Source organism: Mesorhizobium sp. P2_B5 (genome assembly GCF_056404775.1).
Genome location: NZ_JBFUDJ010000003.1, coordinates 153,188 through 175,083 on the forward strand (window position 1 = coordinate 153,188; position 21,896 = coordinate 175,083).

Genomic DNA, 21,896 nt, shown 5'->3' on the forward strand with positions numbered 1-21,896 from the left:
CCTAAAGAAACCAAAGAGATAGGAATGGTTCCTCGTTTGGACGAACGAGGAACCATTGTGGGGTCAGCTCGTCGGCGAACGCACCGCCTCGGTCGCGTCCAGTGCCTGCATCAGCCGCGTGTCGCGGTCGTAGACGTCGTTGAAATATTCGACGTTGCCGGACAGATCCGGCCAGGCTGTGAAGTACGCGACGTAGACGGGAATCTTGCGCGTCACGTCTTCGGTCGCATGGCCGTGCTTCAGCTTCTCGGCGATGTCGTCGACCGAGGTGCCGAGCACCGCCGCCGCCATGCCGCGCGGGTCCTGCAGGCGAATACAGCCGTGGCTCAGCGCGCGCATGTCGCGCTGGAAGAACGATTTTTGCGGTGTGTCGTGCATGTAGATGGCGTGCTTGTTGGGGAAGAGGATCTTCAACTCGCCGAGCGCATTGGCTTCGCTCGGCTGCTGGCGCACGCTGTAGGGAATGTTGGCACCGTAGGCGCCCCAATTGACGGAGGACGAGGGAACCCGCCTGCCGCGCGAATCGGTCACCTCGTAGCCGGCACGGTCGAGATAGCCCGGATCGCCGCGCAGCCTGGGCAGCATCTCATTGACGATGATCGACTGCGGCACGCCCCAATAGGGATGGAAATCAACCTGCTTGATCTCCTTGAAGAAGAAGGCGGTCTGGTTGGTGGTCCGGCCGATGACGACACGGGTCTTCAGCTTCTCCTCGCCATTGTCGATATAGCTGGCGGTGAAGGCGGGCTGGTTGATGAAGACGCGCGGACTGCCGAGATCGGACGGCATCCAGCGCAGCTCTTCAAGTGCTACCTGCACCTTCTGGAGCCGGTCGGCCTTGGAGGCGCCGGCGAGCGAGGCGACGGTGCGCGGGCCGATGACGCCATCGCCCTTCATGCCGGCCTTCACCTGCACGGCCTTGATGACCGGCACCAGTTCGGGAACATAGACGTCGCTGGTTCCGAGCCGGGCCAGGATCTCGCCATAGGCGCCGCCCATCTCGTCGTCGAGATTGCGCGCGATCAGCGTCAGCAGCTTCGGCAGTTCGGCGCTGGTCTCGCCGGGCTTCAGCAACAGCTTGGGATCGACGACGATTTCGTTTTCGGCGCTGGCCTGCAACGATTCCAGTTCGACGCGCAGCGCCTGATATTCCGCATTCTGCGGATGGCGCGATTCGAGATAGGTGCGCACCTGCTGGGTGTGGGCGAGCGTCTTCAGCACGCCTTCCATGTCGACCGGCTTCGGCGGAAATTCATAGTAGCCGGTGATGCGGTTGGGATCGACGCGGCCGCTCTGCGCGTCATGGGCATAGCGCAACACGCGCGCCGACAGTGCCATCTCGAAGCGCACGAGTTCCTTCAGATGCGCGTCGGCATCGACCGTCGATGCGTTGGCAGCCGGCACCTCGACCGAGTAGTCGGCCGGCGTGAGGCCATAGCTTGCCGCTTCGCCCAGCACCCGTACCGCATCCTTGGCGCGGGCATTGGGGCCCGCGTCGGCTACCCAGATGAAGTCCGGATTGGCCGAGTAGTAAGCGATCAGCGCCTTGGCGACGTCCGGCTCGGCATAAAGTTCGTAGTCGCTGAGGCCTGCAACCGCTTCGCGGAAGGCGGTGCTTGTTGCTGACGGCACAAAGGCAGCGTCCTGAGCTGTGGCCACCTGGGGCGGTGCCGCCACCAATGTGGTGAAGTCGACGCGTACCAGCCGGTCGGCCTTGTAGGAGTAGTAGCTCGGGCTGCTGATTTTGGTACCACCGCCCGATACTGCGGGCTTCGGCTTGCGCTTCGGCGGTGGTGGGAACTCGCCCTGCGGATCGTGCCTGACGCCGCCGCCGAACAGCATGTCGAACAGCCCCTGCGCGCCTGCCTGCGGTACACCGAAGGCCAGCGTTGCCGCAACCGCAAGCGGCATCACAGTGGCTTTATTTCCGAGGAATTTCATTAATCACCCGCTCCGGCTGCAAGCCGGCTCCCGTTCCGCGCCGCTAGACGATCTTGCCAACCGCATGGCGGATGTAAGGCGCTACTATACTGATTCATACTGATTTCGTTAAGCTTCCATAAATTTCGACGGGCCTGTTGCAGAACGGTTTCACAACATCGTGACGGCTGGAGCGGCGTTGCCGCCGCCCCAGACCGGTAAAGCGGGCTGTTGCGTCAGGCGTTGGCGCCGCCGTCGATGGTCAGGGCCGCGCCGGTGACGAATCGCCCTTCCGGACCGGCGAGCCACGCAACCATGCCGGCGATCTCGTCAGCCTTGCCGAAGCGGGGCGTCGCCATCTTCTGCCGCTGGTGTTCGGCATGCGGGCCTTCGGCCGGGTTCATGTCGGTGTCGGTCGAACCGGGGTGAACGACGTTGGCGGTGATGCCGCGCGAGCCGAGGTCTCGCGCCAGCGCCTTGGTCAGGCCAACCAGAGCCGCCTTGCTGGTCGAATAGGCGCTTAGGCTGGTGTCGGTGACGCGCTCCGCCAGATTGCTGCCGATCGAGATGATGCGGCCGCCCTCGCCCATATGGGCCGCAGCCGCTTTCGAGGCGACGAACGGGGCTCTGAGATTAACCTCCATGGTTTCATCGAAGTCGGCCAACGACATTTGCTCGATGGGCGCGGCACGCCAGATGCCGGCGCTGTTGACCAGGATGTCGAGCCGGCCGAAGGCATTCACCGCCTCGGCAACCGAACCTTCGATTGCCGCGGCGTCGCGATTGTCTGCCTGGATGGCGATGGCGCGGCCGCCTGCCGCAATGATCTCGGCAACGACCGCCTGGGCCGGCGCCTCGCTGTTGACGTAGGTGATGGCGACATCGGCGCCATCGGCCGCAAGCCGCTTTGCAATCGCAGCACCGATACCGCGGCTGCCGCCGGTGACGAGCGCTGCCTTGCCGTTCAATCCGTTCGATGACATGTCATTTTCCTTTATGTAACGATCGATACATAAATATCTGGCAGCCTTGCCCGGCCAGGTCAACTGAATTATGTATCGATCAACACAGAAAAGAGCGCCATGCTGGAAAGAGGCCGTCCCCGCACCTTCGATCGAACCGCCGCCTTGCGGCAGGCGATGGAGCTGTTTTGGGCCAAAGGCTATGAAGGCACCTCGATCGCCGAGTTGACCGCGGCGATGGGGATCAGCTCACCCAGCCTCTATGCCGCCTTCGGCAGCAAGGAGGCGCTGTTTCTCGAAGCGACCGACTACTACACAAGGACCGAAGGCACCGAGATCTGGACCGCGCTGGACGAAGCGCCGACGGCATGCCAGGCGATCGAGAATTTCCTGCGCCAGACAGCCAGGGCCTATTCGCAGAACGACCGACCGCAGGGCTGTCTGATCGCGCTTGGCGCGTTGCACAAGGACTCAAGCAGCGGCGCGATCTGCGATGATCTGCGCCGCCGGCGCGCCGAAAACCATACCCTCTTGCTGAGACGACTGGAACGCGGTGTGGCGGAAGGCGAATTGCCGCCAGGCTTCGACAGCGATGCGGCGGCGACCTTCTATGCGACGGTGCAGCATGGCATGTCGATCCAGGCCCGCGACGGCGCCTCGTGTGACGCGCTGATGGCTACCGTGGCCGGAGCGATGGCGGCGTGGCAGGGGCTTGCCGGAACGGCGTGACAAAGCGCTGGCGTTGTGCTGGAAATCCGGTGAGCGGCGGAAACGCGCCGGGAGGGATTGTCCATGAAAAAAGGCTATCGCGAGCTGCTCGACGAGGCCAATGCCGAGATCGAGGTGGTGTCGCCTGAGGAAGCGGCCGGGCTGCTCGACGACGAAGACACCATTTTTGTCGATCTGCGCGATCCTCGCGAAGTGGAGCGGGACGGCCAAATTCCCGGCGCCAAGCATGTCACGCGCGGCATGCTGGAATTCTGGATCGATCCCGAAAGCCCATACCACAAGCCGTTCTTCGCCTCGGGCAAGAGCTTCGTCTTCTTTTGCGCCGGCGGCTGGCGCTCGGCGCTGGCCACCAAGACGGCGCAGGATATGGGGCTGTCGCCGGTCAAGCACATCCTCGGCGGCTACACCGCCTGGAAGGCGGCGGGACTGCCGGTCGAACCGGGCGGCAAGAAGAAATAACCAGTCAGGTCAGTGCAGCGATACTGTGTCCTGGTGACCGGTCACAAAGCCGACTGCACGTTCGACGACGCCTTTGTCGGCGAGAATGCGGCGGTGGCCGAGCCCGTCGGCCCAGTGCAACCGCACATGGCTGCCGGCGCCGGCATAGCGCCTGGCATGGTCAGCAGGAACCTCGCGGTCATCGGGCGCGTGGATGACCAGTGTCGGCACCGGCGCTTCGGCCAGTTGGCGGTCGCCGGTGAATTCGTCGAGCGGCCGGCCGGACAGCCGCTTCACCTGATCGGCCATGGAAACCTGCGAACGCGGGCCGACATTGAGCATGCGGCCGAAGTCGGCAAAGATCGCCGGCAGGGAGCTGGGTGCCGCGACCAGCACCAGCCGCTCGGCCGCCACCGGCTGGATGCCGTTGATGGAACCGGCAATGGCGTTGGCGGCGACGGCGCCGCCGAAGGAATGGCCGACGATCGCCTTGAACGGCCCGAACCAGTCGCTGGCCACCCTGGCCGACTCGACCGCATTGACCATGTTGAGACGACGGCCCAGCGACTGGCCGTGGCCCGGCAGGTCGAGCGAGGCGACCCTGTAGCCGGCATTGCGAAACCCTTCGATCAGCGCACGCATATATTCGGTGCGCGAGCGCCAACCATGGATGACCAGCACTGTGCCGGCGGACACCCTGCCCGGCTCCGGCCGGAATTCGTGCACCATGACGCAGCCTTTTTTGGTCTTCAGCCGATGATGGCGCGCCTCGGCCATGAAGCCGGCGGCACGGTCGACGGCGCGGCGCTCGCCGTCGCTCAGCGCCTTCACGCTCGGCGTGCGGCAGAACAGTTCAAAGGCGGCGCGGCCGCTCAGGCGCGGCGCCACATGCTCGGCGGCGCCGAACACGCCCCGGATGACCTTCAGTCCAAATGATGCCATAGTGGCGATCCATCCATTCCGTTCAAGCATGAACATAATAGTTCAAACATGAACATTAAACAAGAGCTGCCCTGGGACAACCCGCGCTTTCGCAACTGGGTCGCGGTGGCGCGCGCCTGCCATGTGCTGGAGCGTGCGCTGGCGGTGAAGCTGGCGCCGCTGGACCTGAAGCCGGCGCAACTCGACGTGCTGATGAACCTCTATCGCCACCCCGGCATGTCGCAGCACGATCTCGCCCGCAAACTGCTGGTCGGCCGCTCCAACATCACCATGCTGTTGCCGCAACTCGAGGCGCGCGGCCTGCTCGTCCGTGAAGGCGACGAGAAGGACAAGCGCGTGCTGCGGCTGACGCTTACCGAGGCCGGCACGGAGCTACTTATGAAAGCGCTTAAGGTGCATATGGCGCTGATCGAGAAGGCGATGAGCCAGTCGACACCGGAACAATGCGACATGATCGGCGAACAGATGCGCAAGATCTACGATGTGCTGAAGGATACCTGAGCAACCAGGGCATGGTCCCGGGATAGATCATGCTCTGGCGTTTCGTCTGAGGGGCCGATGGATATGCGTCCTACCCTGCGCAATTGTTCCGTGGCTGTGCTTGGCATCGTTGCCGCGCTGTGCGGCCCAGCGGCTGCACAGGATTACGCGAAATACCGCGTCCTCGACGCCAAGGTCATCAAGGATATGTGGACCAGCGCGGGCCAGAAGGCGGCACTGCTGTCGCCGGATGGCAGCCGGGTGCTTCATCTCAACGGCCGCGAATTCTGCCTGCTGGCTCCGGCTCAGATCGGACCCTGGGCAAAAATCGCCTGCGCGCAATCCACGCCCGAAAACCGTCCGGGCGAAGCGGCTGACATGTTCTGGTCGCCGGCGGGCAGCCAGTTGCTGATGCCGACATATCGCAACGGATTGGAGGCTTTCCGGGATACGGACATCCGGCTTTTCGATCCGACCACGTTTGCCGTCAGGACCCTGACCGAGGACAATTTCGACGATAGCTTTCTCGGCGGCAAGGGGCCTGCGAACCTGGACGTTCTCGGCCATTGGATCGATAGCGACACCATCGCCTTCATCCGTTACGCGATCCCCGAAGGAGGCTTCAAGCAAGGTGTTTCGACGAGCCTGATGACGATCGGCGTTGGCGGCGGCGATCCACACCTTGCGTTCGAATTTGCCTCCAAGAGCAGGTTCCGGATTTGGGCAATGACGGCGTCGGCGGATGGCAAGCAGATCGCCTATAGCGTGGCGGATAAGGACAATGCCGATAAAGCCGGCATCTATTTGCTGAAGCTCGGCGAAGCGACGCCGAAGCGCGTCGCAGCCATGAGTGATACCGGCCAGCCGAGCGGACTGGCTTTTTCGGCCGACGGGAAATTCCTGCTGCTGCTCGGGCGAACTGTCGACGGCCTTGATGCAAAGGTAGTGGATATTGCCAGTGGCGAGATCATGCCGGTCGATCGTGTCCAGAACGTCGTCGGGGTGGCATGGTCGCCGAGCGGTTCGGCGCTGGCCTATATCACCTACGACAGAACCAACGCCGATATGCCCGGGGGCCTGCTTCTCGCCGAGGCGCCTGGCAAGCCGGCGCGGCTGCTCATCGGCGGCGGATTTTTCCCCACGGTCTGTTGCGGCCAGCAGCCGCTCACCTGGGCTTCGAACGACACCATGATCATCGCGCAATTGGGCGACAAACTGGGGACGGTGCTGTTCGTCAAGTTGGGACAATAGCGCGGCGGCGCAGTCTCCGCTTCCGGCAGAGCCGAGCTCACCACATCGTCTTCTTCGCCCGCTCCGGCCATTCCTTATCGTAGGTTTCAGCGTCGATATTTTTGCGGCTGGTGACTTCCAGTATTTTTCCCGGCGTCGGCAGTGATTTCGGATCGACGTGTTTCGCCGGGTTCCACAGCTCGGAGCGGACGATGGCGCGGGCGCACTGGAAATAGACCGAATCGACATCGACCACGGTGACCGAGCGCGCCGGCTTGCCTTCGACGGTGAAGGAGGCGCACAGCGCGGCGTCGGTGGTGATGCGGGCGCGGCCATTGACGCGCAGCGTCGTGCCTGAGCCCGGCACCAGGAACAGCAGCCCGACGCGCGGATCCCTGATGATGTTCGTCAGCGAATCGGCGCGGTTGTTGCCGCGCCTGTCCGGCATCATCAGCGTCTTCGGATCACGGATCCGCACGAAACCGGCGAGATCGCCACGCGGTGAACAGTCTAAGCCCTCCGGCCCACTCGTTGCCAAAGCGACAAAGGGCGAGGCTTCAATGAAGGCGGCGTATTCGGGGATGACATGGTCGAGTTCCTTGACCGTCGACGCTTCGCCGGGCAGGCCATAGAGCGCTTCGAGTTGTTCAACCGTGGTAATCTCAGACATTTTCCGTCTCCGAACCTTGCCGGCGCTACTCCCAATCAATGACGTTTTGACGACACGGCGAGCTATCGGTCGCGGCTCAGCCCCTTCTCCTGGAGTTCCGCAAGATAGGCATTCCAGCGCTCGTCCTTCTCGTGGCCTAGCGTGTGCAGATAGTTCCAGGTGAAGATGCCGGTGTCGTGGAAATCGTCGAAGGTGATGCGCACGGCGTAATTGCCGACCGGTTCGATCTTGAGGATGGCGACGTTGCGCTTGCCGGGAACCGTCACCCGCTGCTCCGGCGAGTGGCCTTGCACTTCGGCCGAGGGCGAGGCGACGCGCAGCAATTCGGCCGGCAGTTCGAACGGTTGGTGATCGGGAAAGGTGACGGACAGCAGTTTTCTGTCCTTCGAGACCCTGAGTTCCTTCGGCGCCGTCATTGTCGTCCACCCTGCATCAATCCACCCTTCCCTACGCTGCTTCGCTCAGCCGGAAAAGGTCATTTAGACCCTGCCGACATCGGATGTCGGCCAGGGAATGTTACCAAAGATCAAGAGCGGCTATCTTGAATGGTGGGTTGGTTCGTATCACATAGCTGTATATAACGGCGCCACTCGCAGCCATTGGAAACGCTTGACGCATGGACATGATCGATCCTTTCGGTCGCACGATCAGCTACTTGCGCGTGTCGGTCACCGACCGCTGCGATTTCCGCTGTACCTATTGCATGGCCGAGGACATGGCGTTCCTTCCCAAGAAGGATCTGCTGTCGCTTGAGGAACTTGACCGGCTCTGCACCGTCTTCATCGAAAAGGGTGTGCGCAAACTGCGCCTCACCGGCGGCGAACCGCTGGTGCGCAAGAACATCATGCATCTGGTGCGCCAGCTGTCGCGGCACCTGAAAAGCGGCGCGCTGGAAGAACTGACGCTGACCACCAATGGTTCGCAGCTGTCGCGTTTTGCCGCCGAGCTCGCCGATTGCGGCGTCGAGCGCATCAATGTCTCGCTGGACACACTCGACGCCGACAAGTTCCACGCCATCACCCGCTGGGGCCATCTCGACAAGGTCATGCAAGGCATCGACGCCGCGCAGGCGGCGGGGCTGAAGGTCAAGCTCAACGCGGTGGCGCTGAAGGATTTCAACGACGCCGAGATACCTGAGATGCTGCGCTGGGCGCATGGCCGCGGCATGGACCTCACCGTCATCGAAACCATGCCGATGGGCGAGATCGACGCCGACCGCACTGACCAGTATCTGCCGCTGTCGCTGCTGCGCGCCTCGCTGGAGCGGCAGTTCACGCTGAGCGACATCCCCTACAAGACCGGCGGCCCCGCCCGCTACGTCCATGTCGCCGAGACCGGCGGTCGGCTCGGCTTCATCACGCCGATGACGCATAATTTCTGCGAAAGCTGCAACCGCGTGCGGCTGACCTGCACCGGCACGCTCTATATGTGCCTCGGCCAGGAGGATGCAGCCGACCTGCGCGCGCCGTTGCGTGCGTCCGAAGGCAACGAACTGGTCGCCACCGCAATCGACGAAGCGATCGGCCGCAAGCCAAAGGGCCATGATTTCATCATCGACCGACGCACCAGCCGCCCCTCGGTATCGAGGCATATGAGCGTCACCGGCGGCTGATTTTTCCGCGTTCTCGTGCGAAGGATGACTCCACTTTTTGACCGGAGGCATGGCATGAAGCGTTTTTTCTCAGGTTTGGTATCGGCAGCATTGATCGCGGCAAGCAGCGCCGCTGCCGCGCCGTTCACCTACACCAATGCGCGCTTCGGCACCGTCTGCACCTTTCCCGACGAAATCTTCACAGACCGCCAGCCCGAGCCGGACAATGGCGACGGACAGCAATGGCTCAGCGCCGACGGCGCCAGCCTGATCTGTTCTGGCATCTTCAACGTCGGTGAGGACACTCCCAAAACCTTCGTTGCCGAGGAGAAGGCCAGCAAGGAGGCGGGCTACGAGATCAGCTACACCAAGACAGGCAAGAACTGGGCGGTGCTGTCGGGGCTGAAGGATGGAAAGATCTTTTACGAGCGGCGCCTGTTCGGCAAGGAAGGCGTCATTCACACCATATGGATCGACTATCCGCCGGCGGTGAAAGCGAAATACGATCCGCTGGTCGGCGCCATCGCCGGCAGCCTCAAAGCCCGTTGAGCATTTTCGGACACATCCCAGAAAAGTCTTCTGCGCAAAACGGCCGGCGGATTTACCGCAAGCGCGATCAGGCCTAGCTTCCCGCCTGTAGCGGTTCTTTGTTCACTGGGGGAATACGGCATGCGCAAACTCTTACTTTCACTTGCTGTGGTTGGGCTTGCAGCCGCGCCGGCAGCAGCACAATCGATCGGCGGCAAGTACACCGTCGCCGGCACCAATTTCGACGGCTCGAAATATGGCGGCGAAGCAACCATCACGCTGACCAGCGAGACCACCTGCACCATCCACTGGGAAACCGGCGGCTCGTCCTCGGACGGCATCTGCATGCGCAACGACAATGCCTTCTCCGCGGGCTATGTCATGGGCGAAGAGATCGGCCTCGTCGTCTACAAGGTGGAGGATGACGGCTCGCTGCACGGCCTGTGGACGATTGCCGGCAAGAACGGCAGCGGCACCGAGGTGCTGACGCCGAAATGAGGCGACCGGTCATCGGATTGGCCCTCGCTGGGATTTTACAGGCCACGGGTGAAAATCCGTGGCCTATTTCTTTGACGTTGCTGTCTTGTCGCCGACTGCTACAGGCTTGAGCGGTCACCGTTTCACCGAAACGTCGAACCGCTCTATTCTTTGTTTTCACGCAATTCCGGACGGAAAACCGTTTCACACTTTTCCTGGAATTGCTTTGCAAAACCGGTAACGCCCTTGCCTCTTTCCCCAAATCTTCGCGGTGCGCTGTTCATGATGGTGGCCATGATCGGCTTCACCCTCAACGACGCCATCACCAAGTTCTCGTCGGAATCGATGAACATGGCGCAGGTCATGCTGGTGCGCGGCGCCTTTGCGTCGGTGCTCGTCGGCCTGCTCGCCTGGCAGCAAGGCGCGCTCGCACGTCCGGGCTCGATGCTGCAGGCGCTGGTGGCGTTGCGCGTCGTCGGCGAGGCCGGCGCTACCGTCGCCTTCCTTGTCGCGTTGGCGCATTTGCCGATCGCCAATGTGTCGGCAGTGCTGCAGGCGCTGCCGCTGGCGGTGACGATGGGCGCGGCCCTTGTGTTTGGCGAAGGCGTCGGCTGGCGGCGCTGGCTGGCGATCGCCGTCGGCTTCGGCGGCGTGCTGATCATCGTGCGACCGGGCTTCGAAGGGTTCAGTGTCTATTCGCTATGGGCACTCGTCAGCGTCGCCTGTTGCGCGGTGCGCGATCTCGCCACCAAACGCATACCGCAGGCTATTCCGACATTGCTGGTGTCGACAGCAACCGCGGTCGCCATGACCATTGTCGGCGCAGTGTTGCTTTCGCCGATGGGCGGCTGGACGCCGATGTCGGGCAAAGGCACGGCGCTGCTGGCGCTGGCGGCGGTGCTGGTGCTGATCGGCTACCAGTTCATCATCATGGCGATGCGGGCCGGCGACATCTCCTTCATCGCGCCGTTCCGCTACACCGCGCTGTTATGGTCGATCCTGCTTGGCCTCAGCATCTTCGGCGATGTCCCAGACCTGCCGATGATCGTCGGCTCCGCCATCATCATCGGCTCCGGCCTCTACGCGCTCTATCGCGAGCGGGTCGTCGGCCGGCAGAAGCCCGCGGCCGAAAGCGCTGGACCCGACATGGCGCCGGACGGCATATAGGGCCATGAGCCGAGACATTGCAGGGATCATCCTGGCCGGAGGCCTGTCACGGCGCATGGGCGGCGGCGACAAGACCTTGCTCGCCCTTGGCGGGCGGCCGCTTCTCGGCCATGTCGTTGCGCGTTTGGCGCCACAGGTCGGATCGCTGGCGCTGAGCGCCAATGGCGATCCGGCACGTTTTGCCGCAATCGGGCTTTCGGTTCTCGCCGATACGGTTGAAGGCCATGCCGGACCGCTGGCCGGGATCCTCACCGGCCTCGAATGGGCGGCGGCAAACACCGCGTGCGAGGCATTGGTGACCGCCGCCGGCGATACACCGTTCCTGCCGGCCGATCTGGTCGCAACGCTGGCCGCCGCAGCCGCAGCCGGTCGGCCAGGCTCGATCGCTGTCGCCAGCTCCAGCGGCAGGCGGCATCCGACCTTCGCGCTATGGCCGCTCGGGCTGCGTCAGGCCTTGCGCCATTTCCTGGTCGACGAGGACAACAGGCGGGTCTCGGCCTTCGTCGAGCGCCATGATTTTGTCGAGGTGGAGTTTCCGTTGTCCGCTCTTGGCGGCAGTGAGATCGACCCGTTCTTCAACATCAACACCCGGACGATCTTGCAGTGGCCGAACGTCTGTTGCAGAGCATCGGGCCATGAACATCTTCGGCATCACCGGCTGGAAGAATTCCGGCAAGACCACACTGACCGAGAAGCTGGTCACCGAGCTCGTCCGGCGCGGCTGGACGGTGTCGACGGTCAAACACGCCCATCATGAGTTCGACATCGACAAGCCGGGCGCCGACTCCTTTCGTCACCGCCAGGCGGGGGCCACGGAAGTCGCGGTGGTGTCGGGCGTGCGCTGGGCGCTGATGCACGAATTGCGCGGCGAGGACGAGCCGACGCTGGAGACGATCCTGTCGCGGCTGGCACCGTGCGACATCGTGCTGGTCGAAGGCTACAAGCGTGAGGCGCATAGCAAGATCGAGACCCGGCGACTGGAGGCCAAGGACCGCTCGCCGCTCTCGGCGAACGACGCGCATATCGTGGCGATTGCCGCCGACTTTGCGGTCACGGGCGAAAGCCTGCCGGTGTTTGATCTCAACGACACCGGATCGATAGCCGACTTCATCGAGCGTGCCACCGGCCTCAAACCTTGAGGCCCCTGCCCGAGCCCGGTTCAGCCGCTCTCCTTGGCTGTCTCATTGTCTGACCCGGCGTCAGCATTGGCTGGACCTGCAAATCCCGCAAGCAACGGTTTTACAGTTGCTTTTCTCCCGAAAACAGTGGGAGTATCGCGCCAGCGGGCGGTCAAAAGCACCGCCCCACAGAGCCGTTTCGGAACGACGGCCGGGAGCCATAAAGAGAGGACTATCATGCGTATTGCACTGCGTATCGCGCTCGCCGCATCGGCTGCGCTGCTGACGCTCGGCGTCGCCCAGGCTCAGGAAACCCTGAGGATCGGCACCGAAGGCGCCTACCCACCCTTCAACAATTTGACCTCCGATGGTCAGCTCGTCGGCTTCGACATCGACATCGCCAAGGCGCTCTGCGACGAGATGAAGGTCAAGTGCACCTTCGTCGCCCAGGATTGGGACGGCATCATCCCGGCGCTGCAGGCCGGCAAGTTCGACGCGATCGTCGCCTCGATGTCGATCACGCCCGAGCGTCTGGAAAAGGTCGATTTCACCCACAAATACTACAACACGCCATCGGCGATCGCCGTTCCGAAGGACTCGACCCTCAAGGGCGTGACCAAGGAAGATTTGGCCGGCAAGACCATCGGCGTGGCAACGACGACGACGCATTTCAACTATGCCTCGAAGACCTACACCGACAGCACCATCAAGGGTTATCCGAGCAGCCCCGAAGAGCAGGCCGATCTCGCCAATGGCCGTCTCGACGCGATTGAGGACGATATCGTCGTGTTGCAGCAGTTCCTGGATTCGCCTGATGGCGCCTGCTGCAAGATTCTCGGCCAGCCCTCGCCGCAGCCGGTCGAGATCTTTGGACCGGGCGCCGGCATCGCCGTGCGCAAGGGCGAGACGGATCTGGTCAACAAGTTGAACGCCGCCATCGACGCTATCCGCGCCAACGGAAAGTACAAGGAAATCAACGACAAGTACTTCAAGTTCGACGTCTTCGGCGCCGAGTCCTGATCACCTGAAACAAGGCGGCAGGGGAGATTTCTCCTGCCGCCTTGGCCTGACAGAAGTGGAGACAAGACCCGTCAATGCCAAGCCAGAACATATGGATACTTCTGAGTTGGGGACCCGATGGCTGGATTGACGATATTGCCTATGGCGCACTGGTCACCATCGCGCTTGCGCTGGCGACACTGCCCATAGGCCTGACGATCGGCTTTTTCGTCGCCTGGGCCAAACAATCCGAAGAGCCGTCGCTGCGGCTTGCCGCCAACATCTACACCACCGTCTTCCGCGGCTTGCCGGAACTGGTGACGCTGTTCCTGTTTTTCTTCGGCGTACCAATCCTGTTGCAGCACCTCGTGCGATATTTCCGACCAGACGCGACCATCGACGTCAACAGCTTCGTCGCCGGCATGATCGTGCTGTCGCTGATCTTTTCATCCTATGCCAGCGAGGTGTTTCTTTCAGCCTTTCGAGCCATACCGAAAGGTCAGTACGAGGGCGGCTATGCCATCGGCCTGTCGAACTGGCTGACCATGCGCAAGGTGATCTTGCCGCAACTCCTTCGCATCGCGTTTCCCGGGCTTGAGAACTGCTGGCTTAGCCTGCTCAAGGATACGTCGCTCGTATCGGTCGTCGGCCTCGCCGAGACGCTGCGCAATGCTTACACTGCTGCCCGCGTTACCAAGCACGCTTTCCTGTTTTATGGCGTTGCGGCCATGGTCTTCCTTGGTCTGGCTGTCGTTTCATCCTTTGCTACCAGCGCGATCCTGCGCTCGCTCGGCCGGCGAGAGGCGCAACGATGAGCGTCGCCGCCACCCTTGTAGAACGACCGCCACCACGGGCGCGCGGCTGGCCGCGCAGCCGTGTCATCGGCTATGCGATGGTCGGTTTCTGGATCCTGTTTGGCCTCGGCATCGTCAGCTATCTGATCTTTGCCTGGAACGCCGACTTCTTCGCCAAATATGCCCCGGCCTATCTGAAGGGCCTGCAAACCACGCTGTTACTGGTTTGCATATCGATGGTGCTCGGAGCGATCCTGTCGGTGCCGGTCGCATATGGGCGCATGTCCAGCAACCGGCTCCTGTCCGGCCTCGCCTATTGCTATGTCTATTTCTTCCGCGGCACGCCGTTGCTGGTCCAGACCTATCTGGTCTACTACGGACTGGGATCGTTCAGGGCTGAGCTTCAAACGGTTGGCCTCTGGGATTTCTTCAAGGACGCTTTCAACTGCGGTGTGTTTGCCTTCGCACTCAACACCGCCGCCTATCAGGCCGAGATCCTGCGCGGCGCCATCGAAAGCGTGCCAAGAGGCCAGTGGGAGGGTGCCGCCTCGCTTGGGCTGCACAAGTTGCAGACGCTGCGAAAGATCATTCTGCCGCAGGCGTTGATCGTCGCCTTGCGTCCCTATGGCAACGAGTTGATCCTGATGGTCAAGGCTTCGGCCATCGTGGCCATCATCACCGTCTACGATTTGATGGGTCAGGCCAAGCTTGCCTTTGCCAATTCGTTCGACATCCAGGCCTATATCTGGGTCGCTCTTGTCTATCTGGTGATGGTCGAGATCTTGCGCCATGGCGTTGAATGGATCGAACGCCGGATCACCATACATCTGAAGCGCTGACTGGTCGGCTGCACCAGTCGATCGGCCCACGCGCGTCTTGACGAATTGAGTGCAGGGCCTAGAGAGCTTTCCCAACAATTCCGTTTCCATCTGAAGGGCAAACCTATGGCATCTGTGGCATTTCTCGGTCTTGGCGTGATGGGCTATCCCATGGCCGGGCACCTCAGGAACAAAGGCGGCCACGAGGTCACCGTCTACAACCGCACCGCGGCGAAGGCCGAGCAATGGGTGGCCCAGCATGGCGGCAAGCTTGCCCTGACGCCGGCCGAGGCAGCCGAGGGCCAGGATTTCGTCTTTTCCTGTGTCGGCAATGACGACGATCTGCGCTCGGTGACGACCGGAGCCAACGGCGCCTTTGCCGCGATGAAGAAAGGTTCGATCTTCATCGACAACACCACCGCTTCGGCCGAGGTCGCGCGCGAACTGGCCGAAACTGCTGAAAAGGCCGGCTTTTCCTTCCTCGACGCGCCGGTCTCCGGCGGCCAGGCGGGCGCCGAAAACGGTGTGTTGACGGTGATGGTCGGCGGTGAGCAGGCTGCCTTCGACAAAGCCAAACCGGTCATCGATGCCTTTGCCCGCATGGTAGGGCTGATGGGGCCATCGGGCGCCGGCCAACTCACCAAGATGATCAATCAAATCACTATTGCCGGGCTGGTTCAGGGACTGGCCGAAGGCATCCATTTCGGCAAGAAGGCCGGGCTCGACATCGAAAAGGTGATCGAGGTGATCTCCAAGGGTGCTGCCGGTTCCTGGCAGATGGAGAACCGCCACAAGACGATGAATGCCGGCAAATATGATTTCGGTTTTGCCGTCGACTGGATGCGCAAGGATCTCGGCATCTGCCTTGATGAAGCCGACCGCAACGGCGCCAGACTGCCGGTGACGGCGCTTGTCGACCAGTTCTACAAGGATGTGCAGGCGATGGGCGGCAAGCGCTGGGACACGTCTTCGCTGCTGGCGCGCCTGGAGAAATAGGCTGGGATGGTCGAGCTATCGCCCCAATCCAGCGCCGGCGACATCGTCGCGCATTTGCGGTCGATCGGCTCGGAAGAAAATCGCCGCGGCATGCTGCGCTACGGCATCAAGATCGAGCGGGCGCTCGGCATTTCGCATGGCATGCAGCGGCAGATCGCTAAAAAGATCAAACGCAACCACGAGCGCGCCTTCGAGCTCTGGCAGACCGGCATCATGGAGGCGCAGTTCATCGCTTCCGTCACCGCCGACCCGAAGCGCTTTTCCGCTGCTGATGCAAGGCAATGGGCGGCATCCTTCGATTCCTGGGACATTGTCGACGGCGTCTCCGATCTGTTCGTCGACACGGACGCCTGGAAGGAACTGATCGAGGAGTTCGCGGCGGACGAGCGCGAGTTCGTTCGACGCACGGCTTTTGCCATGATGGCCTGGTCTGTCGTGCACCGAAAGCAAGAGCCGGCAGCGACCTTCCTCGGCTTCCTGCCGATCATTGAAGCGCATGCCACCGACAGCCGCAATTTCGTGAGGAAGGCGGTAAACTGGGCTCTTCGTTCGATCGGCAAGCGATCGGTGGAGATGCACGGCGCTGCCCTTGTCGTGGCCGAACGCCTGGCGCAGTCGACGGACAAGACGGCGCGCTGGAATGGCAAGGACGCAGTTCGGGAGCTGACCAATGCCAAGACGCTCGAGCGGATCGCCGCCAGAAAAGCCTGACCTGGGCAAACTCCGGTTCACGGACGTGACGCGGAGAACCCGCGCCGATTTCGAAAACCTGTTCGAGGCGCCGGGCGGACCCAAATATTGCTGGTGCATGGCCTGGCGCCATTCCAGCCGCGAGCATGTCGAGAATGATGAGAAGAAGCGGATGATGATGGCGTCTATCGAGGCCGGCACGCCGGTCGGTATTCTGGCCGAGCTCGATGGCAAGACCGTCGGCTGGTGCTCGGTCGCGCCGCGCCAGACCTACCGCAAGCTATCGCCGCAACAGGACGATGCCGAGACGGATATCTGGTCGATCGTCTGCTTCTATGTGCCGAGAGCGCTGCGCGGCGGTGGGCTGGCGGCTGCCCTGCTCGACGCTGCCGTTGACCATGCCTTTGCCGAGGGTGCGCGCACCGTCGAGGCCTATCCGGTCGACCAGGCATCGCCGAGCTATACCTTCATGGGTTTTCGCGACATGTTCGCCGCTCGCGGGTTCCACGAGATCGGCATTGCCGGCTCTCGCAGACATGTGATGCGGCTCGAGAGTTGACGCAATCGGCCACGGCGTCTTTACTCCCAGCACAAAGGAAGCGGCCGATGAGCAGACATCTCAAACCGACCATGGCGCTTGCAGCCGCGTTGCTGGCATCCACTACCTTTGATGCCTCGGCACAGACCGCGCACATCTTCTGGAAGGATCTGCGGCCGGCGACGCAGGCGGTTGCCGAAGATGCCGGCCTGCCGATGATCGCGGCAAAACTGCCCGATCATGGCGAGACGCTGTCGCTCAACCTCCAGGACAAGACCGTTCAATTAGCCGGCTATGCATTGCCTGTCGACCGCGATGGCGACCTCGTCTATCAGTTCCTGCTGGTGCCGTGGACAGGCGCCTGCAGCCACATGCCAACGCCGCCGCCGAACCAGATCGTGCTGGTCACGCCGGCCCGCCCCTACAAGATGTCGAAGGCCTATGAGTCGGTTGCCGTGACCGGCGCTTTGCAGCCCGGCATGGAGAAGAGCCAGCTGTTCATTCTCGACGGCGTCTCGATCATCCAGTCCGGCTACACCGTGCGCAAAGCCGAGGTGGTGGCTGTCGACAACGTGCCGGATACAATCACGCTGCCGGTCAACTCGCCCTGGACTTTTCTCAACAAAAAGAAGAACTAGCGGGTTTAGCCTTAAGCCGCGTTGGCCCCGGATTCCTTGTCCAGCACCATGTAGTCGAGCGGCATTTCGGTCGTGTACTTGATCTGCTCCATGGCGAAGGACGACGACACGTCGCGGATCTCGATCTTGGCAATCAGCCTTTTGTAGAAGGCATCATAGGCGGCGATGTCGGGTACAACCACGCGCAGGAGATAATCGACGTCGCCGCTCATGCGGTAGAATTCGACCACTTCGGGAAATTCCTGGATGACTTCGGAGAAGCGCCGCAGCCATTCATGGCTGTGCGAATTGGTGCGGATCGACACGAAGACGGTGACGCGCACATTGACCTTTTCGTGGTCGAGGATGGCGACGCGCCGCTTGATGACGCCCTCTTCCTCGAGCTTCTGGATACGGCGCCAGCACGGCGTTGTCGACAGGCCGACTTTCTTGGCAACATCGGCAACCGCGAGCGTCGCATCCTCCTGCAGGAGGCGGAGAATTTTTCTGTCGAGGCGATCCATTGAGATGCTCCCTGGTGCAGGCCGCGTTCCCTCGGCCGCGGCGCGCTTTGGGAATAGATTGGCTATACTCCCTCTTATTTCGGCCTTTCACAAGAAAGGAATTCTGCCGAATGGCACAAATGCGAGTGATATCTTGCTTAAAGCTTAAGCAATGCGATAGCGGATTTCCGATCTCAGGAAGGGCAGCAAATCCATTTCAAACCATGGATTCTGCTTCAGCCAGCCGGAATTGCGCCAGGAAGGATGCGGCAGCGGCAGCACTTTCAGGCTGGCCGGCGTATCCCAGATGGCGCGCCAGTCCCTCACGGTTTCGGTCAGCGATGACCGCCGCGCCTCACCCATATGCCAGGACAGCGCGTAGGAGCCGATCGTCAGAACCAGATCGATCTGCGGCATCAACGCCATCAGCGATGCGCGCCAGGCCGGCGCGCATTCGCGGCGCGGCGGCAGGTCGCTGCCCTTGGCGTCCTGGCCGGGAAAACAGAACCCCATCGGCACGATGGCGAATTTCTCCGTGTCGTAGAATTCCTCCGCGCTGACACCCAGCCAGCTTCGCAAGCGGTCGCCGGACGCGTCGGTGAACGGCATGCCGGACAGGTGAACCCTGGTGCCCGGCGCCTGGCCGGCGAGCAGGATGCGGGCGCTGGACGACGGCAGCAGCACCGGGCGTGGTTCATGCGGCAGCGGCCGGCCGACCGGATTGTCGACGCAGATGCGGCAGGCGCGGATCTTTACCGTCAGGCGTTCGAGGTCCGCCTCCATCTTAGGCGGAAGCGCTCGGCCGGCTGGTGACGGCGCTGTACCAGCGCAGCACGTTGGAGCACTCGTCCGGTACCTTGATGCGCGCCGGTTTCATGAAGTCGATGGCGATCATCCCGGTGATATCGGCGATCGAATAGGTGTCGCCGGCGGCGAATTCCCGGTTTGCCAGTTCGGTGTCGAGCAGGTTCAGGAATTCGACCGCTTTCGTCTTGTTGGCTTCGCCCCATTCGGGGATTTGCGGAATTTCCCATTCCTTCATTGCCGGATGGATGTGGCGAAAGGCCTGAGCGACGCAACTGAGCAGATTGAACTCCATGCGCCTTTGCCACATCTCGACCTTGGCCTTGCCGAGCGCGCCTTGCCCGAACAGCGCCGGCTCTGGCTGCAATTCCTCGAAATAGCGGCAGATGGCGACGGATTCGGTGAGGATGGTGCCGTCGTCGAGCTCAAGCACCGGCAGCCGCTGCAGCGGGTTGCGTGAGCTGACCGGCTCCTGCTTGTGCCCCATGGCACCCATGTCGACCGGCACCAGTGGCACTTCGATGCCTTTTTCGGCGAGGAAGACCCGGACACGCCGCGGATTGGGGGCGCGGCCACCGTCGAACAGTTTCATCTCAATCCTCCCCGATCTTTGCCCGCAACCACAGGGCTTGCAACTATAGGACACGGCCTGCCTCTCACCGGAAGCGAAAGATTTCGCGCAAGGCGTCACCGAACGAAGCCAGCGTGCCGTGCCGTCTTTCGACAGGGCCTTCGTGGTGGCTTTCGCGCCAGTCCTGCGGCTGGTCGAACGTGCCGGCCCAGATGCCGGCCCTGCCGGCGCGGGCAACGGCCTGCTCGGTTTCGTAGTCGCCATAGGCGATGGCCCAGCCGGCCTCAACCTGGGCGCGGTTCAAATCCTTGCCGGCGGCCTTGCAGTCCCCGAGCAGGCGGCCGTAACGGTCGCGCTGCCAGCCGCTGCAGGTCACCGGATTGCCTGATATCAGCCGCACCAGCGCCTGCCGCGCCAGCCTGCCGCAGGCATAATCGGCGCCGTCCTTGCGGCAGGTCTGCTGGTATTCCGGAGCATCGATGCCGCGCATACGGATGCGTTCAGTGCCAAGGGTCAGCGAATCGCCGTCATTGACAATCGCGGCGCCCTCCGCCTTGCGCGTCTCGAAGCGGTCGAGCCGCGCGGCGAGCAGGATCAGCAGGCCGAGCAGGATGATCGTCAGTGCGTAATCCAGCAGTCTGCGCCACAGGCTTCGCGGTGGCGGCGGATAGTATCGCCGGCGCGGCCTTGGCGACCACGAACGGCTCATATGGCAAACAGTCTCTTAATCATTCGAACGTAGCTTAACGAATTGAGATCGCTGCGCGCATAAATTGAAGTTTCCATGCCTCTGCTACGCTCGAACACAGCGGATAAATTCATTGTGGACCGCAGGAAACCGCACCGCAACAGCGATGTGGCGCGCGCGGTGCGCAGAACGCGCGACCGTCTTTCGCAACAGGTCGGCAATCTCGACTTCGACCGCGAGCTCCTGAAGCTGCATGCCCGCGCCATGGTGGGGGGTGCGACCGTCATTCCGCTTTTGGTGCTGGCGATCGCGGCGACCGGGATTCTGGCGGGCATGGACAAGCAGATCAGCATCTGGGCGCTGTTCACGCTCATCTGCTATTCGATCGTTGCCTTCATGGCGCGGCGCGTCGAACGCACCGAAGCGGCCGAACTCGACCCTATTTTGACACGCCGGGATTTTCTGATCGGCCATTCGCTGTGCGGCCTCGGCTGGGCCTGGTTCGCCTGGCTCGGCTGCGCCTCCTGCCAGATCGATTATTTCCCGGTGATCAAGGCGATGGTGCTGCTGCTGGCGATGGCAGCGACCGCGATTACCGCGTCGTCCCTGCGCAGCGCGCTGCTCGCCACCTTCGTCATTCCGGTGGCGGTCTATGCCTATGCCGAATCAAAACTGTGGATGTCGGTCGAGACGATGATGGTCGCACTGCTGGTCGCGGCTCTGCCGTTCTTCGCCTACTTCGCGCGTCATCTCAACCACTCGTCGCTGATGCTTCTGTCGTTCCGTTCCGAAAAGGATGCGTTGCTCGCCGAAGTAGAGACGGCAAAATCGATGTCGGACGAAGCCCGTCGGCGGGCCGAAGACGCCAACCTGGCGAAGTCGCGCTTTCTCGCCTCGATGAGCCATGAGCTGAGAACACCGCTCAACGCCATTCTCGGTTTTTCCGAGGTGATGGCCAATGAGGTGCTGGGGCCGATGAGCAACCCAACCTACCGCGACTACGCCCGCGACGTGCATGATTCCGGCCAGCACCTGCTCGACCTGATCAACGAAATTCTCGACCTGTCGCGCATCGAGGCCGGCCGCTACCAGCTCAACGAGGAGCCGGTGATGCTGCTCCACATCGCTGAAGATTGCTGCCACATGATGGAGTTGAAGGCGCGCAACAAGGACATCCGCATCGTCCAGGATTTTGAAAACGCCTTGCCGCGCCTATTCGCCGACGAGCGCGCGGTGCGGCAGATCATCCTCAACCTTTTGTCCAATGCCATCAAGTTCACCGCCACCGGCGGCGAAGTTCGTGTGCGCGTCGGCTGGACGGCGGGCGGGGGCCAATACATTTCGGTCAAGGACAACGGGCCGGGCATTCCGGAAGACGAAATCCCGATCGTGCTGTCCGCCTTCGGCCAGGGCTCGATCGCCATCAAGAGCGCCGAACAGGGCACGGGCCTCGGGCTGCCGATTGTGCAGGGCTTGCTCGCCATGCATGGCGGCGAATTCGAACTTCTTTCCAAATTGCGCGAAGGCACCGAGGCGATTGCCATCTTCCCGCTGAGCCGGGTGATGGAGGAATTGCCAGCGCTGCCGACCAAGGCGGTAGCGGCGCGGCGGCGCTAGCGGCCTGTT

General features: G+C 62.3%; 27 protein-coding genes and 1 pseudogene. 18 read left to right on the plus strand and 10 right to left on the minus strand.

What is annotated here, in order from left to right; all coding sequences use genetic code 11:
• Positions 1–63 precede the first annotated feature (63 nt).
• Together AC1D1N_RS13430 and AC1D1N_RS13435 are read right to left on the minus strand one after the other, a co-directional pair.
• Entirely contained in the window at positions 64–1,941 is a 1,878-nt protein-coding gene (locus tag AC1D1N_RS13430) for a L,D-transpeptidase family protein (protein ID WP_477349039.1), read from the minus strand.
• 215 nt (positions 1,942–2,156) lie between these two features.
• Positions 2,157–2,903, minus strand: coding sequence for a 3-oxoacyl-ACP reductase family protein (locus AC1D1N_RS13435; protein WP_477349041.1), 747 nt, complete (start codon positions 2,901–2,903; stop codon positions 2,157–2,159).
• A gap of 99 nt (positions 2,904–3,002) precedes the next feature.
• On the opposite strand from AC1D1N_RS13435, the gene AC1D1N_RS13440 reads away from it, so the two are divergent.
• Both AC1D1N_RS13440 and AC1D1N_RS13445 read left to right on the plus strand, forming a co-directional pair.
• Positions 3,003–3,611 carry a TetR/AcrR family transcriptional regulator gene (locus tag AC1D1N_RS13440; protein ID WP_477349043.1) on the plus strand — a complete coding sequence of 203 codons (609 nt, stop codon included), beginning with the start codon at positions 3,003–3,005 and terminating at the stop codon, positions 3,609–3,611.
• A 63-nt stretch (positions 3,612–3,674) separates the two neighbouring features.
• A complete protein-coding gene (locus AC1D1N_RS13445; RefSeq protein ID WP_192254046.1) occupies positions 3,675–4,070 on the plus strand; it encodes a rhodanese-like domain-containing protein in 396 nt (131 codons plus the stop codon).
• A 9-nt stretch (positions 4,071–4,079) separates the two neighbouring features.
• On the opposite strand, the gene AC1D1N_RS13450 is transcribed toward AC1D1N_RS13445, so the two are convergent.
• A complete protein-coding gene (locus tag AC1D1N_RS13450) occupies positions 4,080–4,991 on the minus strand; it encodes an alpha/beta hydrolase (protein ID WP_477349045.1) in 912 nt (303 codons plus the stop codon).
• Between the two features lie 48 nt (positions 4,992–5,039).
• Between AC1D1N_RS13450 and AC1D1N_RS13455 the strand changes: the two genes are divergently transcribed.
• Together AC1D1N_RS13455 and AC1D1N_RS13460 are read left to right on the plus strand one after the other, a co-directional pair.
• Positions 5,040–5,492, plus strand: a complete 453-nt coding sequence (locus AC1D1N_RS13455) for a MarR family winged helix-turn-helix transcriptional regulator (protein WP_112561703.1) — start codon at positions 5,040–5,042, stop codon at positions 5,490–5,492.
• Between the two features lie 357 nt (positions 5,493–5,849).
• Positions 5,850–6,722: a TolB family protein gene (locus AC1D1N_RS13460; RefSeq protein WP_477349047.1), complete on the plus strand. Its 873-nt coding sequence runs from the start codon at positions 5,850–5,852 to the stop codon at positions 6,720–6,722.
• A gap of 37 nt (positions 6,723–6,759) precedes the next feature.
• Here the strand turns inward: AC1D1N_RS13460 and AC1D1N_RS13465 are convergent, their stop codons facing one another.
• Positions 6,760–7,371 (minus strand): pyridoxamine 5'-phosphate oxidase family protein, encoded by a 612-nt coding sequence (locus AC1D1N_RS13465; protein ID WP_477349049.1) that lies wholly within the window; start codon positions 7,369–7,371, stop codon positions 6,760–6,762.
• Between the two features lie 62 nt (positions 7,372–7,433).
• Entirely contained in the window at positions 7,434–7,787 is a 354-nt protein-coding gene (locus AC1D1N_RS13470) for a gamma-butyrobetaine hydroxylase family protein (RefSeq protein WP_477349051.1), read from the minus strand.
• Between the two features lie 200 nt (positions 7,788–7,987).
• Between AC1D1N_RS13470 and moaA the strand changes: the two genes are divergently transcribed.
• The 3 genes from moaA to AC1D1N_RS13485 all read left to right on the plus strand — a co-directional run bounded on the left by moaA (position 7,988) and on the right by AC1D1N_RS13485 (position 9,988).
• Positions 7,988–8,983 (plus strand): GTP 3',8-cyclase MoaA, encoded by a 996-nt coding sequence (gene moaA / locus AC1D1N_RS13475; protein WP_112561699.1) that lies wholly within the window; start codon positions 7,988–7,990, stop codon positions 8,981–8,983.
• A gap of 54 nt (positions 8,984–9,037) precedes the next feature.
• Positions 9,038–9,511: a hypothetical protein gene (locus AC1D1N_RS13480; RefSeq protein WP_477349054.1), complete on the plus strand. Its 474-nt coding sequence runs from the start codon at positions 9,038–9,040 to the stop codon at positions 9,509–9,511.
• 120 nt (positions 9,512–9,631) lie between these two features.
• Positions 9,632–9,988 carry a hypothetical protein gene (locus AC1D1N_RS13485; protein WP_112561697.1) on the plus strand — a complete coding sequence of 119 codons (357 nt, stop codon included), beginning with the start codon at positions 9,632–9,634 and terminating at the stop codon, positions 9,986–9,988.
• 143 nt (positions 9,989–10,131) lie between these two features.
• Here the strand turns inward: AC1D1N_RS13485 and AC1D1N_RS13490 are convergent, their stop codons facing one another.
• Positions 10,132–10,263 (minus strand): hypothetical protein, encoded by a 132-nt coding sequence (locus AC1D1N_RS13490; RefSeq protein ID WP_436262098.1) that lies wholly within the window; start codon positions 10,261–10,263, stop codon positions 10,132–10,134.
• Between AC1D1N_RS13490 and AC1D1N_RS13495 the strand changes: the two genes are divergently transcribed.
• From AC1D1N_RS13495 to AC1D1N_RS13540, 10 genes and pseudogenes are all read left to right on the plus strand, one after another.
• Positions 10,214–11,134: a DMT family transporter gene (locus AC1D1N_RS13495; RefSeq protein ID WP_477349056.1), complete on the plus strand. Its 921-nt coding sequence runs from the start codon at positions 10,214–10,216 to the stop codon at positions 11,132–11,134. The genes AC1D1N_RS13490 and AC1D1N_RS13495 overlap by 50 nt on opposite strands.
• A gap of 4 nt (positions 11,135–11,138) precedes the next feature.
• Positions 11,139–11,773, plus strand: a pseudogene (mobA, locus tag AC1D1N_RS13500) (molybdenum cofactor guanylyltransferase MobA).
• Positions 11,770–12,273 (plus strand): molybdopterin-guanine dinucleotide biosynthesis protein B, encoded by a 504-nt coding sequence (gene mobB / locus AC1D1N_RS13505; RefSeq protein WP_477349058.1) that lies wholly within the window; start codon positions 11,770–11,772, stop codon positions 12,271–12,273. The pseudogene mobA and the gene mobB overlap by 4 nt, the downstream one beginning before the upstream one ends.
• Before the next feature lie 216 nt (positions 12,274–12,489).
• Positions 12,490–13,272 (plus strand): ABC transporter substrate-binding protein, encoded by a 783-nt coding sequence (locus AC1D1N_RS13510; RefSeq protein WP_477349060.1) that lies wholly within the window; start codon positions 12,490–12,492, stop codon positions 13,270–13,272.
• Positions 13,273–13,346: 74 nt separating this feature from the next.
• Entirely contained in the window at positions 13,347–14,066 is a 720-nt protein-coding gene (locus tag AC1D1N_RS13515) for an ABC transporter permease (protein ID WP_112561692.1), read from the plus strand.
• Positions 14,063–14,884, plus strand: coding sequence for an ABC transporter permease (locus AC1D1N_RS13520; protein WP_477349062.1), 822 nt, complete (start codon positions 14,063–14,065; stop codon positions 14,882–14,884). Before AC1D1N_RS13515 ends, AC1D1N_RS13520 begins: the two co-directional genes overlap by 4 nt.
• A gap of 105 nt (positions 14,885–14,989) precedes the next feature.
• Positions 14,990–15,859, plus strand: a complete 870-nt coding sequence (locus AC1D1N_RS13525) for an NAD(P)-dependent oxidoreductase (RefSeq protein WP_436259969.1) — start codon at positions 14,990–14,992, stop codon at positions 15,857–15,859.
• Between the two features lie 6 nt (positions 15,860–15,865).
• The gene (locus AC1D1N_RS13530; protein WP_477349065.1) at positions 15,866–16,570 is read left to right on the plus strand and encodes a DNA alkylation repair protein; all 705 of its coding nucleotides are present in this window, start codon (positions 15,866–15,868) and stop codon (positions 16,568–16,570) included.
• A gap of 25 nt (positions 16,571–16,595) precedes the next feature.
• On the plus strand, positions 16,596–17,108 hold the full coding sequence (locus AC1D1N_RS13535) for a GNAT family N-acetyltransferase (RefSeq protein ID WP_477349067.1): 513 nt from the start codon (positions 16,596–16,598) through the stop codon (positions 17,106–17,108).
• Between the two features lie 47 nt (positions 17,109–17,155).
• Positions 17,156–17,725 carry a DUF3299 domain-containing protein gene (locus AC1D1N_RS13540; protein ID WP_477349069.1) on the plus strand — a complete coding sequence of 190 codons (570 nt, stop codon included), beginning with the start codon at positions 17,156–17,158 and terminating at the stop codon, positions 17,723–17,725.
• An 11-nt stretch (positions 17,726–17,736) separates the two neighbouring features.
• On the opposite strand, the gene AC1D1N_RS13545 is transcribed toward AC1D1N_RS13540, so the two are convergent.
• The 4 genes from AC1D1N_RS13545 to AC1D1N_RS13560 form a co-directional block, all read right to left on the minus strand.
• On the minus strand, positions 17,737–18,228 hold the full coding sequence (locus AC1D1N_RS13545) for an Lrp/AsnC family transcriptional regulator (protein WP_006333679.1): 492 nt from the start codon (positions 18,226–18,228) through the stop codon (positions 17,737–17,739).
• A gap of 144 nt (positions 18,229–18,372) precedes the next feature.
• Positions 18,373–18,990, minus strand: coding sequence for a uracil-DNA glycosylase family protein (locus AC1D1N_RS13550; protein ID WP_477349071.1), 618 nt, complete (start codon positions 18,988–18,990; stop codon positions 18,373–18,375).
• A gap of 1 nt (position 18,991) precedes the next feature.
• Positions 18,992–19,603, minus strand: coding sequence for a glutathione S-transferase (locus AC1D1N_RS13555; RefSeq protein ID WP_436259964.1), 612 nt, complete (start codon positions 19,601–19,603; stop codon positions 18,992–18,994).
• Between the two features lie 64 nt (positions 19,604–19,667).
• Positions 19,668–20,291, minus strand: coding sequence for a thermonuclease family protein (locus tag AC1D1N_RS13560; protein WP_477349073.1), 624 nt, complete (start codon positions 20,289–20,291; stop codon positions 19,668–19,670).
• A gap of 75 nt (positions 20,292–20,366) precedes the next feature.
• Here AC1D1N_RS13560 and AC1D1N_RS13565 point away from each other — a divergent pair, with 75 nt between their 5' ends.
• Positions 20,367–21,887 carry a sensor histidine kinase gene (locus tag AC1D1N_RS13565; RefSeq protein ID WP_436259962.1) on the plus strand — a complete coding sequence of 507 codons (1,521 nt, stop codon included), beginning with the start codon at positions 20,367–20,369 and terminating at the stop codon, positions 21,885–21,887.
• Positions 21,888–21,896: the final 9 nt, after the last annotated feature.